This is a genomic window from Varibaculum vaginae (genome assembly GCF_900604285.1).
Taxonomy (GTDB): Bacteria; Actinomycetota; Actinomycetes; order Actinomycetales; family Actinomycetaceae; genus Varibaculum; species Varibaculum vaginae.
Genome location: NZ_UWNY01000002.1, coordinates 276,158 through 288,916, shown reverse-complemented (window position 1 = coordinate 288,916; position 12,759 = coordinate 276,158). Strand labels below are relative to the sequence as shown.

15 protein-coding genes are annotated in these 12,759 nt (G+C 52.0%); 2 read left to right on the top strand and 13 right to left on the bottom strand.

Features of this window, described 5'->3' with window-relative positions:
• Positions 1-27: 27 nt before the first annotated feature.
• The 5 genes from EFB02_RS07075 to rpsB form a co-directional block, all read right to left on the bottom strand.
• Entirely contained in the window at positions 28-873 is an 846-nt protein-coding gene (locus tag EFB02_RS07075; protein ID WP_147471052.1) for a phosphatidate cytidylyltransferase, read from the bottom strand.
• Between the two features lie 45 nt (positions 874-918).
• Positions 919-1,476 carry a ribosome recycling factor gene (gene frr / locus EFB02_RS07070; RefSeq protein ID WP_122820889.1) on the bottom strand — a complete coding sequence of 186 codons (558 nt, stop codon included), beginning with the start codon at positions 1,474-1,476 and terminating at the stop codon, positions 919-921.
• 4 nt (positions 1,477-1,480) lie between these two features.
• Positions 1,481-2,179: a UMP kinase gene (gene pyrH / locus EFB02_RS07065; protein ID WP_122821046.1), complete on the bottom strand. Its 699-nt coding sequence runs from the start codon at positions 2,177-2,179 to the stop codon at positions 1,481-1,483.
• 224 nt (positions 2,180-2,403) lie between these two features.
• On the bottom strand, positions 2,404-3,240 hold the full coding sequence (gene tsf / locus EFB02_RS07060) for a translation elongation factor Ts (protein ID WP_122820888.1): 837 nt from the start codon (positions 3,238-3,240) through the stop codon (positions 2,404-2,406).
• A gap of 33 nt (positions 3,241-3,273) precedes the next feature.
• Positions 3,274-4,164 carry a 30S ribosomal protein S2 gene (gene rpsB / locus EFB02_RS07055; protein ID WP_122820887.1) on the bottom strand — a complete coding sequence of 297 codons (891 nt, stop codon included), beginning with the start codon at positions 4,162-4,164 and terminating at the stop codon, positions 3,274-3,276.
• On the opposite strand from rpsB, the gene EFB02_RS08765 reads away from it, so the two are divergent.
• Complete coding sequence (locus tag EFB02_RS08765) at positions 4,120-4,275, top strand: hypothetical protein (RefSeq protein WP_200831585.1); 156 nt, start codon at positions 4,120-4,122, stop codon at positions 4,273-4,275. The two genes, rpsB and EFB02_RS08765, sit on opposite strands and share 45 nt — an antisense overlap.
• 355 nt (positions 4,276-4,630) lie before the next feature.
• Complete coding sequence (locus tag EFB02_RS07050; protein ID WP_147471051.1) at positions 4,631-5,176, top strand: M23 family metallopeptidase; 546 nt, start codon at positions 4,631-4,633, stop codon at positions 5,174-5,176.
• Between the two features lie 39 nt (positions 5,177-5,215).
• Here the strand turns inward: EFB02_RS07050 and EFB02_RS07045 are convergent, their stop codons facing one another.
• The 8 genes from EFB02_RS07045 to rnhB all read right to left on the bottom strand — a co-directional run bounded on the left by EFB02_RS07045 (position 5,216) and on the right by rnhB (position 12,759).
• Positions 5,216-6,127, bottom strand: a complete 912-nt coding sequence (locus tag EFB02_RS07045) for a tyrosine recombinase XerC (RefSeq protein ID WP_160115395.1) — start codon at positions 6,125-6,127, stop codon at positions 5,216-5,218.
• A 2-nt stretch (positions 6,128-6,129) separates the two neighbouring features.
• A complete protein-coding gene (gene dprA / locus EFB02_RS07040) occupies positions 6,130-7,299 on the bottom strand; it encodes a DNA-processing protein DprA (RefSeq protein WP_122820884.1) in 1,170 nt (389 codons plus the stop codon).
• Between the two features lie 8 nt (positions 7,300-7,307).
• Positions 7,308-8,858: a YifB family Mg chelatase-like AAA ATPase gene (locus EFB02_RS07035; RefSeq protein WP_122820883.1), complete on the bottom strand. Its 1,551-nt coding sequence runs from the start codon at positions 8,856-8,858 to the stop codon at positions 7,308-7,310.
• A gap of 1 nt (position 8,859) precedes the next feature.
• Entirely contained in the window at positions 8,860-9,228 is a 369-nt protein-coding gene (locus tag EFB02_RS07030) for a YraN family protein (protein WP_122820882.1), read from the bottom strand.
• Between the two features lie 145 nt (positions 9,229-9,373).
• On the bottom strand, positions 9,374-10,939 hold the full coding sequence (ahpF, locus tag EFB02_RS07025; RefSeq protein WP_122820881.1) for an alkyl hydroperoxide reductase subunit F: 1,566 nt from the start codon (positions 10,937-10,939) through the stop codon (positions 9,374-9,376).
• 2 nt (positions 10,940-10,941) lie between these two features.
• Positions 10,942-11,505, bottom strand: coding sequence for a redoxin domain-containing protein (locus tag EFB02_RS07020; RefSeq protein WP_122820880.1), 564 nt, complete (start codon positions 11,503-11,505; stop codon positions 10,942-10,944).
• A 106-nt stretch (positions 11,506-11,611) separates the two neighbouring features.
• Positions 11,612-11,911 carry a DUF2469 domain-containing protein gene (locus tag EFB02_RS07015; protein WP_122820879.1) on the bottom strand — a complete coding sequence of 100 codons (300 nt, stop codon included), beginning with the start codon at positions 11,909-11,911 and terminating at the stop codon, positions 11,612-11,614.
• A 2-nt stretch (positions 11,912-11,913) separates the two neighbouring features.
• A complete protein-coding gene (rnhB, locus tag EFB02_RS07010) occupies positions 11,914-12,759 on the bottom strand; it encodes a ribonuclease HII (RefSeq protein ID WP_122820878.1) in 846 nt (281 codons plus the stop codon).

Below are 12,759 nucleotides of genomic sequence, written 5' to 3'. Positions count from 1 at the left end.
TGTGGTTTCGCCATTTTTGCCCCGTCCTTAAAAGATAAATAGTGAGACTACAAAGAACAATGGCACCGTGAGCAGCAGTGAATCTAAGCGATCCATTACCCCGCCGTGACCAGGCAGCAAGTGACCCATATCTTTAAGCTGCAAATCTCGCTTAATCAGGGACTCCCCCAGATCGCCGCAAGTGGCAAGAATGGGGGTTAATATCCCTAGCGCCGCAATTGCCCACAGCGGAGTTCCTGTAGCCCATACCGCGATAGTAGCAGCCAACGTACACATCACCAGGGAGCCTGCAAACCCTTCCCAGCTTTTCGCGGGAGATACTGCCGGAGCCATCGGGTGCTTTCCTTTAAGCACCCCCGCCACATAACCGCCTATATCATTACATATAGTGATCACAATCCAGAGAATAATCGGCGCCGGATAATGTGGATTATGCAGCATAATCACTACGAAAGAAGCTAAGAACGGCAAATAGATAGCGACAAAGCAGGTAGCTAAAAGATCGCGGGTAGCAAACTTAGACGGCCCCACGCTTAAGCGCCAAATCGCGCAGGTAATCAGGGTTGCCAATAGTGCTGCCCACAGCCCTTCGGGCCCAAGCAGATAGGCGCAAAGTAGCATCCCGATAGTTCCTACCCAAAGGGGTGGAAGACACAATTTTATCCGGATACGGGAAAGGGCTCTGGCCATCTCTACTTCAGCCATTATCGCCACTACCATTACGAACACTAGGAAAAAAACTGTGGGTGCTAATAGCAGTGCCAGTACCAAGGCTCCCAGCCCTACTCCCACGCCGATTGAGGCTGGCAAGTTACGACCCGCCCGCGATTTTTCGGCTTTCGCAGGCGGATTCTTAGTAGGTTCTGAGTTCATGGCAGATGCCGATCCCTTGCTTAAGGCATGGGGAGGTTGCTTCAACTACATCTCCATTAATTCTTTTTCTTTGGACTCCAGCAAAGCATCCATGGTGTCTACCTGCTTCTTAGTCAGAGCCTCAATTTCTTTTTCCGCACGCGTTACTTCGTCCTCACCAGCATCGCCATCTTTCTTCAACTTAGCTAGCTGATCCATAGCTTTGCGGCGAATACCGCGAATGGTAACCCGGCCTTCCTCGGCCTTTTGCCCCGCTAGCTTTACGTAGTCACGACGCCGTTCCTCGGTAAGTTCCGGTAGGGTAACCCGAATATGGTTACCTTCGTCAGTGGGGTTAACCCCCAGGTCAGAATCCCGAAGGGCCTTGATAACATCTTTAGTGGAGGACTTATCATAGGGGGCAATCAACACCGTACGTGGCTCCGGAATATTGATAGTCGCCAGTTGCTGCAAAGGCGTGGGTGCCCCGTAATACTCCACCAAAATCGGGTTAAACATGGCGGCATTGGCGCGCCCCGTACGGATAGTGGTGAACTCTTCCCGGGAAAATTCGATGGCTTTTTCCATCTTGTCCTCGGCCTCGAGCAGAATATCGTCAATCACTTGGCTACTCCTTTTCAGCAGAAACTAATGTACCGATTGTCTCACCCAGGAGGGCGGAAGTAACGTTGCCAGGCTCAGACATACCAAAAACCCGGGTATTAAGACCATTGTCCATGCAAAGACTAAAGGCGGTAGCATCCATAACTTTTAGCCCTTTTTGCAGAGCTTCCTGATAGGTGAGATGGTCAAAGCGGGTGGCACTGGGGTCGCACTTGGGATCCGCACTATAAACCCCATCAACCCCGTTTTTCCCAACTAATAGCTCTTGGCAGTGGGTTTCGAGGGCTCGCTGGGCACTAACGGTGTCAGTAGAGAAGAATGGCAGACCGCTGCCGGCGCCGAAAATCACTACCCGTCCCTTTTCCATATGGCGCACAGCTTTTAGAGGAATATAAGGCTCTGCAATTTGCCCCATGGTAATCGCAGTCTGCACTCGGGTGGTCACCCCTGCCTGTTCTAACAGATCTTGTAGAGCCAGGGAATTCATTACTGTTCCCAGCATTCCCATATAGTCGGCACGCGCCCGATCTAGACCGCGCTGAGAAAGTTCGGCACCCCGGAAGAAGTTCCCCCCGCCCACTACTACCGCAACCTGAACTCCCCGTTCAACTGCGGCTCCGATTTGGTGAGCTACCGAATTAATAACGTCTAAATCCATGCCGACATGCCCGCCGCCAAAGACCTCTCCAGACAACTTCAGCATCACTCTGCGTTGTTTATTTGCGATTTCTTGGTTCACCCTTGTCCCCTTAAATATCGTTACTGGCCGGCAGGCAGCACCTGTCCCTACCACCTTAACCCGAAGATTACTGCCTGAGGTCGCCCCCAGGGACTTCTTACTTATTTATCCCGGTAAAATCCGGGTTTTTAGCTTGTGAACATAAAAGTGTGGCCTCAGGATTTTCCTGAGGCCACATCTTTATCTACTTAAGAACCTACGTGGAAACGGGCGAAAGCAGTAACTTTACCGCCAGCCGCTTTCACAATCTGCCCTACTGTTTTCTTGGGATCTTTTGCAAAATCCTGATCTAGCAGGCAATTATCCTTGTAGAAGGATCCCATCCGGCCTTCAACAATCTTGTCGACAATCTTTTCGGGTTTGCCCTCTTTAATGGTCATTTCCCGCAGAGTTTCGCGTTCCTTATCCAGCTCAGACTGGGGAACTTCCTCGCGATCAATAAAACGGGGGCTATAGGCAGCAACATGCAGCGCAATATCGTGAGCGACTTCTGCGCCAGCCTTATCAGTGGCCACCAGCACCCCGACCTGCGCGGGAAGATCCGCGGAAGAGTAATGCAAGTAGCTGGTCACAGCCTCGCCCTCAATCCGGGTAACCTTACCCAAAACAATATTCTCGGAGAAGAGAGCGCCGATTTCCTCTACCTTGTCTTTCACGGTGCCCTCACCGCATTTTGCGGCCAACAGGTCGTCACGAGTGCTTACCCCGCTGTCTACCAACGCCTGCATGATTTCCTCGGCGGCCTCCACAAACTTGGGGGACTTGCCCACAAAGTCAGTTTCGGAGTTTAGCTCTACCATTACCCCGGCCTGTCCGTCCGCAGTATCCAGAACTTTCGCCATTACCAGACCATTAGCGGTAGAACGATCTTCCCGCTTAGCTAGGGATTTCTTACCCGCTAACCGAATTGCCTTTACAGCTGCTTCCTTGTCACCGTTGGCCTCTTCCAGGGCTTTCTTTACTTCCATTAGACCGGCACCGGTCAGTTCGCGCAGCTCTTTAATGTCTTGCATCGAAATAGCCATAAGTATGTTCCTCTCTTAACGATCCTTAGCGGATTATTCAGACTTTTCTGCTTCAGCCGGAGCTTTTTCCTCTTCCGCGGAGGCAGCAGGCTCTTCAGCTTTCTCTTCGCCGGCTTCTTCGCTAGCTTCGCCTTTTGCGGAGCCCTCTAGCAGCTCACGTTCCCAATCGGCCAAGGGTTCTTCACTGGCCACAGCAGCATCTTCGCTAGTTTCTTTCTTAGCAGCCGCCTTTTGCGAGCGAGCAATCAAACCATCAGCGCAGGCATCGGCAATAATCCGGGTGAGCAGAGCTACCGAGCGGATAGCATCATCATTACCAGGAATCCCAAACTCGATTTCGTCCGGATCGCAGTTGGTATCCAAAATCGCCACAATCGGGATATTAAGTTTATTGGCTTCTGCCACTGCCAGGTGCTCTTTATTGGTGTCAACTACCCAGATAGCAGAAGGAATACGCGCCATATCGCGAATACCACCCAGGGTGCGGGCGAGTTTGTCTTTCTCGCGGCGCATCATCAGCAATTCTTTCTTGGTGCGTCCAGAACCGGAAACATCATCGAAGTCGATTTGTTCTAGTTCCCGCAGACGCTGCAGACGCTTGTGTACGGTACCAAAGTTGGTGAGCATACCACCCAACCAGCGCTGATTAACGTAGGGCATCCCTACCCGCTCCGCCTGTTCAGCAATGGAGTCTTGCGCCTGTTTCTTGGTGCCAACAAAGAGAATGTTCCCCCCGCGCAGCACAGTTTGCTGCACGAAATCGTAGGCACGATTGATGCCATCTAGGGACTGCGCTAAATCGATTACATAAATACCGTTGCGATCAGTCAAGATGAAGGGCTTCATCTTAGGATTCCAACGTCGGGTTTGATGTCCAAAGTGAACGCCGCTCTTCAGCAGCTCAGACATGGTTACTACCGCCATGACTTCCTTTCAGTGCGTCTGGGACGCACGCGTTTAGGGGCTAGTGCCCCGGTTTACGGTTTTCATTCGGTTCCTGGCACGACGTCCGCTGACACCCGTTTTTACCGTTAGAAACCCCTTTAGGATTTGCCCCAAAAAGATCCCCGCCAAAAACAGGACCGAAGCCAGCGTGACCCAGCGAAGCTGGTAGTCGTACGCGAAGTCACCTGGCTAGCCAGGCGCTAAGTGCTATCTTAGCGGCCGGAAGGAAGTACCCCAAGCTGAAAGCGCTACTGAGCACTGTTAATCTGCTGACAGTTTCCAAAAGAAAATACTGGTTATTTATTTTTCAAGGTTTACTCTGGTTGTTCCTGCAGCTATCTCTGCGGTTGTCCCCCGTTTGTCCTCCGGGCTATATAAGGGCACATCATCCTGGTTTGCTTATTAGAAAATTCTTGCGGAGGGTGCGAGGGTGCAAGCTGAGGGGATGAAGAAGAATCTCTATTCCTTCGGGGCACTGCTGGCGGCTTTGGGCGCAGCCTTACTCTTGGCTTTTTCCCCACCTCCCCCGGCTCTTATTACTATCGGCGGTCAAGGATTTGGACAGAATGTAAACCTGGCGCGGCTTGCTGGGGAAATCGGGCATTACCAGTGGCCAAGTCGCCACCGGGTCAAAATCCTACGTGCCTTTAACCCCCCAACCTCTCCCTGGGGCAGCGGACACCGGGGAGTCGATCTAGATATGTCGGCCGGCAGCGAGGTTTTTAGTGCGCGTGCGGGAACCGTTTTCTTTGTCGGTACCATCGCTGGTAAGCCCAGTATTTCGATTAAACATACGAAGCTAATTCGCACCACCTATACCCCGGTGACAAGTGATTTAGCGGTAGGAACCGCGGTTAAATCCGGCCAAAAGATTGGAATCTTGCAACCGGGACACCCGGGGCTACATTTTGGGGCAAAAATCGATGATTACCACTATCTAAACCCCCTGCTGCTAATCTTGGGACCGATTCGCCTCCTCCCTGATGCTTAAACCAATCTTTGTACCGAAGGTTTAGATGACCAGAAAACGCTAGGCACGGGGGAAAGCCTGTTGATAGGCGCCAATCAGACGATGGGCATCAACATGGGTATAGCGCTGGGTAGTAGATAGCGCAGAATGTCCTAACATTTCCTGAATTACTCGTAAATCTGCCCCACCCGCTAACATGTGGGAAGCCATCGAATGCCGCAAACCGTGTGGCCCTAGATCTGGTACTCCCGCCAAGGCACAGGCTCGATGCAAACGCCCCCGTACGATCCTTTCAGATACTGCCCCTCCTTGGGCTCCTAAAAATAAGGCATCAGCCGGCGGAGATTTTTGTAGCTCACCCCGCGCCCTCTGTAAGTAGAAGAGCAAGGATTTTTCCGCCTGCGAACTAAAGGGGACTATTCGTTCTTTGGAGCCCTTACCCCATAACCGCACTGTGCGCGAGTTGAAATCAATATCTTCCGGTACGAGGGCACATATCTCCCCCACCCGCGCCCCGGTAGCGTAAATCAACTCGAATATTGCCCAATCCCGTGCCAGCACCGCGGTCTTCTCTGCCTGGCTTTCACACCAAGCTAGCAGCTGTTTAGCCTGTGAAACTGACAGCGTATGTGGCAGATTCTTTGCAGTTTTCGGAGTACGCAACTGCTTTGCAAAATCCGTTTCCAGCAACTGATCTTGTTTTGCCCATTTCGAGAAGGCACGCAGCGCCGCGATTTTTCGCGCAATCGTAGTAGCCGATTGCCCCTGAGAACGCAAATGAGCCAGCCAGTTACGTGCTGCCGACAAAGTACAGGCCGGCAGAACGGATTGCTCTTCATTGATTCCACAATGATCCAGCCACCCGCGTAAATCCGCAAGATAGGCCTTAATGGAGGCCGGAGAAAATGATTTCGCATACTGCAAGTAGCGGCGATAATCCTCTAAGGCTTCCCTTCGCTTTACCGCTCGCATGCCTAGACTCCCGCCTTTTTCCATTTGTCATTAATTTGGATAACTCGACCATCCATTTCCAGGTTACCCATTATGGACAGCACTTCCTCGATGGCTGCCCCGCTGGCACGTGCAATTGCCGAGGCATCAGCCGGGCTACGTAGGGGAATAGCATCCAGGATTCGGGCACTTAGGGGATCAAGACCGTCCAGGTACCCTGCTTGCACTCGGTTTTGCGCGCAAATTACCGTCCCCAGGGGCGCAATCATTTCTTGCACGTCCTCGGCGCTGCTAATCAAGGTCGCGCCATCCCGGATTAACTGGTTGGAGCCTGCCCATTCGGGTTGGTTAATCGGGCCGGGAACTGCCCCCACTTGCCGCCCTAGTTCCATGCCGTGCCGGGCAGTATTGAGCGCTCCGGAGCGAAATCCCGCCTGGATTACTACAGTTGCAGCCGATAACGCTGCAATAAGCCGGTTACGATCTAAGAATCGCCAGCGAGTGGGGCGCGATCCGGGCGGATATTGGCTAAGCAACAAGCCGTTGCGAGAAATCTGTTTAAACATCTGCGAGTTCATAGCCGGATAAGGACGATCCAGACCGCCTGCCAGCAGACTAATCGTAGGGGTTTTTGCCCGCAGACAAGCCTGGTGAACCAGGCAATCCACCCCATAAGCACCCCCGGAAACCAGGGTAATCTCCTCCCCTGCGCACCGCCAGGCAAGTTCGGTGGCAATATCGTGTCCCAGGTTGGAAACGGCGCGTGCCCCCACCATCGCCACGGTTTTTTCACTTTTACCATTTATCAGGGAAGTATCGCCGATTGCCCAGAGAGCCCACGGAGCGTTAGCCACATTTGCAAATGAGGCTGGCCAATCCGGATCGCGGCGAGTAAGCAGCGTAAAACGTCCTCGGGAAAGCATCTTTTCCAGAGCGGATAAATCTAGGACTTCTAGGCGGCTCCGCCAGCGAGAAAACGATTTATCCCATTTGTCAGCGCCGGTGCGCCGTAGGAGCTCCACCGGTAAATAGCTGTGCCAACGCTGCGGGGTGTCACTGGCAGCACGGCGAGCAATTCTTAGAGCCGCAACCGGCCCTAATTCACTAAGGAGCAAATCTGCGGCCTGATCTCCGGCCTCAGTAAGCATCGACCAACTGGCACAGGCCAGCCGGTACTGGTGATCATCTTCCATGTTTCCTCCTAGGAGCACTGCGAAGTTCTCAGCGAATAGGCCAAACCAAAATCTTCGCTTGTGGGTTTATCCCTGCCTTTTAGATCCGCGACTGTCCACGCTACTCGGCAGATACGGTCAGCACCCCGCATAGAGATCCACCCCGATCCCACCAGGTGATCAAGGCGATCTTTAGAAGCGGAATCTAAATGCTGCCTCAACATACGGCTGGGGACACGCGCGTTCAGGGCAACTTCCTGCTCTTTCCAGCGATAGCGCGCCCTTTCGCGCGCCTGAAGCACCCGCTCCCGGACAGATTGGCTATCCTCAGGTAATTCCTCAGTAGCTAAATCAGTAATTTTGGGTCTGCCCACCCGGCACTGCAAATCGATACGATCCATTAAAGGCCCCGATAGCCGCGCTAAATACCGTACCCGTTGATAAGGAGTACATTTACATTCTCCTCCCCGCTGTCCCCACATTCCACAGGGGCAAGGGTTAGCCGCAATTACCAGCTGGAACGCTGCGGGAAAACTAGTAACCGCCCGGGAGCGATGTACGGTTATTTTCGAGGTTTCTAAAGGCTGTCTTAAAGCATCCAGGCTCCGGGTTTGAAATTCAGGGGCTTCATCCAGGAAAAGGACGCCCCGGTGCGCTAAGGAGATTGCCCCGGGGGAGGCGATTCCGCTACCTCCCCCAATCAAGGCCGGAAGAGTGGCGGAATGATGCGGGGCGATAAAGGGAGGATGACGCATCAGGCCGTTATCGGGCATAAAGGCTCCCGCCAGGGAGTGAATCGAGGTGACTTCCAGGGCTTCTTCATCATTCAAGGGCGGTAAAATCCCTGGTAGACAACGTGCCAGCATAGTTTTTCCGGATCCAGGAACTCCAATAAAACTCAGGTGATGTCCCCCGGCAGCAGCTATTTCTAAGGCTCTTCGCGCTAGAAACGCTCCCCGCACCTCCTGCAAATCTGGGGAATTATCCAGCACCGGGGAACGAGCTATAGCTGGAGAAGCAGGTTTATTGAGAATTTTAAGTTCCGCTAGCCGCCCTTTTATTTTCCGCATCCCTAAATAACACAACGCTTCTACCAGATGCGATACTCCGATAATTTCTATTCCCTCGATTAGAGAGGCTTCGGGTACCGCTTCGGCCGCAACCATCACTTTCTTAAAGCCGGCTCGCCGTGCTGCCAAAACCTGCGGCAAGATTCCTTTCACCCGATAGACGCGTCCATCTAACCCCAGTTCCCCGCAAAACACCATCCCCGTTGCCCGTTTTTGCACTCCCGTATAGCGGGAAGCCACCACAGCCAACGCAATCGGCAAATCAAAACCAGAGCCAGTCTTAGGTAATTCCGCGGGGGAAAGATTAACCGTCAGCCGGGTAGGCTCCCAACGCAGCCCGGTAGAGGCAATCGCGGCCTCCACTCGAGCTCGTGATTCCCGTAGAGAAGCATCCGGTAGTCCTACTAGAGAAAAGGCTGGTAGTCCTTGCGTATGATGAGCTTCAACTTTAATGAGGTGACCATGCAATCCCACCATGCCTAAAGCAAAACAAGTTCCGATTTGCCCCATCTTAAATCCCCCGACAGTGGGTAATCAGCGGTACTGTACCGCCAGAAATATCAATGGCTATCAAATCAATCCGTACTCCACGCCCTCTGCCTGAACCGGGATGGCTGCTGAGCCACAAGCTCACCAGTTGGCGCAAGCGGTTATATTTTTCGCGGCCAATACCCCGTCTCGCACCCCCATACTGTTGAGAAGTGCGCGTTTTTACCTCGGCAAATACTAGACGCGCTGAATGTGGATCCCGGCAGATAATATCGAGTTCTCCGAAACGACAGCGCCAGTTACGGTCTAGAATCTGGTAACCAGACTCTTTCAGCATTCGGACGGCCAAATCTTCTCCCGCCGTCCCAATCGCCCGGTTCTTGCTTGTCATGCGTCAAGAATGACCCAATAGCCAAGCAAACGAAACCTGTTATTCTCCAAACAAGGAAAACTCTGGATTATTTTCCCTTGGGGATACCCCTCTGTAAACCGCTGCTAGCCCGAGACAGAACACCCCGTAGCCTCAAACACAGCCCTTAAAACAGCTGATCACCATACTGCGGACAACGGATCAAGTAGTTAAAAGCTCCCAGGGCAGCATTTGCCCCCGCTCCCAGAGCAATCACAATTTGCTTATGCGGAGTGTTAGTGCAATCTCCGGCGGCAAAAATTCCCGGTACCGAAGTGGCACCCTGGTTATCTACCCGAATATATCCATTCTCTAACTCTATAGTTTCCGGTAACCAGTCAGTGTTAGGAATCGATCCTATCTGCACAAAGATACCGTCAAGATCCAATACGTGCTTCCCACTCTGGGCATCAATATATTCTAGACCGGTTACCCGATGACCGTCTCCTAGCACCCTAGTGGCATTGGCAGAACTAATCACCCGGGTATTGGGCAGTGCTGTGAGCCGGTCTTCTAGAACCTTATCTGCCTGTAACTGTTCCGCCAAGTCAATCAAAGTAACTTCGCGAGCTAAGGCCGCTAAATCAATAGCTGCCTCTACCGCCGAGTTTCCTCCCCCCATGACTGCTACTCTACGATCCGCAAACAGCGGACCATCGCAGTGAGGACAGAAGGTAACCCCCCGGTTCAGGTACTGATCTTCGCCAGAAATATCCAAACGTTTAAAACTGGTGCCGGTACAAATCACTACGGTTCGCGCACGCAAACATGCCCCACCTTCGGTAGTAAGCGGAACCAGCCCATCCTTATCACGTTCCCCAATGGCTTCAATCCGAATCCCACCGATTTGGTGAACTGCGTAATCACGCAGGTTTGCTTTAAAAGTAGAAACTAAATCCTCGGGTTGGACGCGTTCAAGGGTAATCAGATTCTCGATCTGACCGCTCTCCAAAATCTGCCCTCCAACCCGATCTGCCACCAACCCGACTCGCAATTGCTTACGCGCTGCGTAGACCGCTGCAGCAGTAGCAGCCGGACCACCCCCAATTACCAACACGTCAAAGGGATCTAGAGCATTGAGACGCTTCAACCGTAGTCCGGTCATACCCCGCCCAATTTTGGAAACAATCTGCTCCAAAGTTGCCCTGCCCTGCGAAAATACTTCCCCATTTTTCATCACCGTGGGTACTGATTGTAAATGCAGATGCTCAAACTCTTCCCAGAAAGTACCACCATCCACTGTGGTGTGCTTAATCAGCGGGTTGATAATTGAAATCGCGTTTAAAGCTTGCACCACATCCGGACAGTTCATACAGGAAAGCGAAACATAGCTAGTGAACTCGGCAGGTTCATCGATTTCTTTAATCGCAGCGATAATATCGGCATCAGCCTTAACCGGATGCCCACCCACCTGCAATAACGCTAACACAAAGCTGTTGAATTCAGTTCCGGTAGGCACCCCGGCGAAACGCACCCCGATATCGGTTCCCACACGGCGAATCGCAAAAGAGGGCTTACGCTTATTTTCTTCCCATTTGACCTGAATATTTTCTGATAAGCCTGCTATCTGGTGCAGAATTTCAGAGGTCTGCTTAGATTGCTCAGAATAATCCAAAGAGGTGGCGAACTCTACCGGGTATTTAATTAATCCAATAACTTGTTTTACCTGGTCAAGTATTTTTTCTTCTAGCATTTTTACAGCTTCCCAGACAGATCAAAAGTAGGAGTAATAGTACTTTCGCCCAAATCCCAATTCGCGGGACATACTTCATCAGGATGGTCAAAAATATACTGAGCGGCACGTACCTTCCTCAATAGCTCCCCAGCACTGCGCCCTACCGCATCCGAAGTGGTCTCTATGTATTGAATAATCCCATTGGGGTCAATCAGGAAGGTACAGCGATAGGCACAGCCGGATTCCTCGTCTAAAGCTCCAAATGCCCGAGAGATTTTGCCGGTAGGATCGGCCACCATGGGGAAGGCAATCTTTTGGATCCGCTTCGAAGTTTGATGCCAAGCTTTATGGGCATGATGCTTATCAGTAGATACTGAATAAACTTCTACCCCCATCCGTTGCAGCTGGGCATAGCTGTCTGCCAAATCCTCTAGTTCGGTAGGACAAACATAGGAAAAATTCGCCGGATAGAAGAACATTATCGCCCATTTATCGCGGTAATCCTCGCTGGATACATCGACAAAAGAGTCGTTATGGAAAGCTATCCCGGACCAGTCCGGCGCCACAGCATTAATCTTGGACACTGTCTGCCTTTCTGCTTATAAAGCATGGAAAATGCCTAACACTTTTTTCTATGGTAACAGTCGCCCGCCTCCTCGGTTAGCGAAATACGCTATCCGGGCATTATTTCTAGATAGTTATTTCTGATTCGGGCAGCTTCTCCACATTAATATCTTTGAAAGAGTAGACCTTAACCTGATTAACGAAGCGGGAGGGACGGTAAATATCCCATACCCAGGCATCTTGTAAGGTTACTTCGAAGAAAACATCCCCACCATTATTGTGCATTTGTACGTCGACCTGATTGGCCAGGTAAAAGCGGCGATCGGTTTCCACCACGTATTTGAAGATGGAAACCACATCTCGGTATTCGCGGAATAAGGCGAGTTCCTGATGATTCTCATAGGCTTCTAAATCTTCAATACCCAATTTTATCCCCTTAGACTGCTGAAAACTGTGGGAGCCTGCGTTCCGCGGGCACGGCGCATACCCCAAGCCCGAGTGAAATCAGTCTCCGGTACGCCTTGCAAATGCCAACTGAGCCGATGTAAAGAATCCAACCCTAACCGACTAATTGCTTGCATATGCTGCGCGGACGCATATCCTTTATTTTTTGCCCAACCATACCCTGGATCGGGTAAGCCGCTCATTAGTCTATCGCGAGTAACCTTCGCCAAGACGGAAGCAGCGGCGATAACTACCGATTTCCCATCCCCTTTAATCAAAGTGGTAACTTCACGAGAATTTTCTTGCCCTGAGGACGCATCCGGCACCCATTCCGGCAAGGAAGATTGCGTGAGCGAAAACACATCTGCAGGTGCCGTTAGGTAGTCGAAACTCCCATCAAGCAGCAGCAAACGCGGAGAAAAACCGATGGTTTCGATGACATTTAGGGCGCGGAATGCCGCTAGGCGGAGAGCGGGGGTCAAGCCCTCACAGTCAATTTCTGCAGGGGTGGCAGTACCCACTGCCCAGGCTGCCGGCCACGCAGCTAACTCGTCAAACATAGCTTCGCGGCGCCTGGCGGTTAGTTGTTTCGAGTCAGTCAAACCGACAGGGGGTGCCCCCTCGGTTCCATCTATTACTGCTACCCCCACGGCTAGGGGGCCGGCGATGGCTCCCCTGCCCACTTCGTCAATACCAGCCACGCAAGTTAGTTTAGCCGCCGAAGTCCCATCCTCACCTGCAGAGATAGCGGTATTATTCGGGGAGGTAAATAGTTTTTCCGCGCGCTTTAGTAGGGAGAGTTCTAGTTCACGGCTTGGGGTGGTCGTCAT

Excerpts from the sequence above, each read along its gene's own strand:
- dprA (WP_122820884.1), bottom strand. The coding sequence starts at position 7,299 with ATGGAAGATGATCACCAGTACCGGCTGGCCTGTGCCAGTTGGTCGATG.
- rpsB (WP_122820887.1), bottom strand. The coding sequence starts at position 4,164 with ATGGCGGTAGTAACCATGTCTGAGCTGCTGAAGAGCGGCGTTCACTTT.
- EFB02_RS07030 (WP_122820882.1), bottom strand. The coding sequence starts at position 9,228 with ATGACAAGCAAGAACCGGGCGATTGGGACGGCGGGAGAAGATTTGGCC.
- rnhB (WP_122820878.1), bottom strand. The coding sequence starts at position 12,759 with ATGACGACCACCCCAAGCCGTGAACTAGAACTCTCCCTACTAAAGCGC.
- EFB02_RS07035 (WP_122820883.1), bottom strand. The coding sequence starts at position 8,858 with ATGGGGCAAATCGGAACTTGTTTTGCTTTAGGCATGGTGGGATTGCAT.
- pyrH (WP_122821046.1), bottom strand. The coding sequence starts at position 2,179 with ATGCTGAAGTTGTCTGGAGAGGTCTTTGGCGGCGGGCATGTCGGCATG.
- EFB02_RS07075 (WP_147471052.1), bottom strand. The coding sequence starts at position 873 with ATGAACTCAGAACCTACTAAGAATCCGCCTGCGAAAGCCGAAAAATCG.
- EFB02_RS07045 (WP_160115395.1), bottom strand. The coding sequence starts at position 6,127 with ATGCGAGCGGTAAAGCGAAGGGAAGCCTTAGAGGATTATCGCCGCTAC.
- EFB02_RS07050 (WP_147471051.1), top strand. The coding sequence starts at position 4,631 with ATGAAGAAGAATCTCTATTCCTTCGGGGCACTGCTGGCGGCTTTGGGC.
- ahpF (WP_122820881.1), bottom strand. The coding sequence starts at position 10,939 with ATGCTAGAAGAAAAAATACTTGACCAGGTAAAACAAGTTATTGGATTA.
- tsf (WP_122820888.1), bottom strand. The coding sequence starts at position 3,240 with ATGGCTATTTCGATGCAAGACATTAAAGAGCTGCGCGAACTGACCGGT.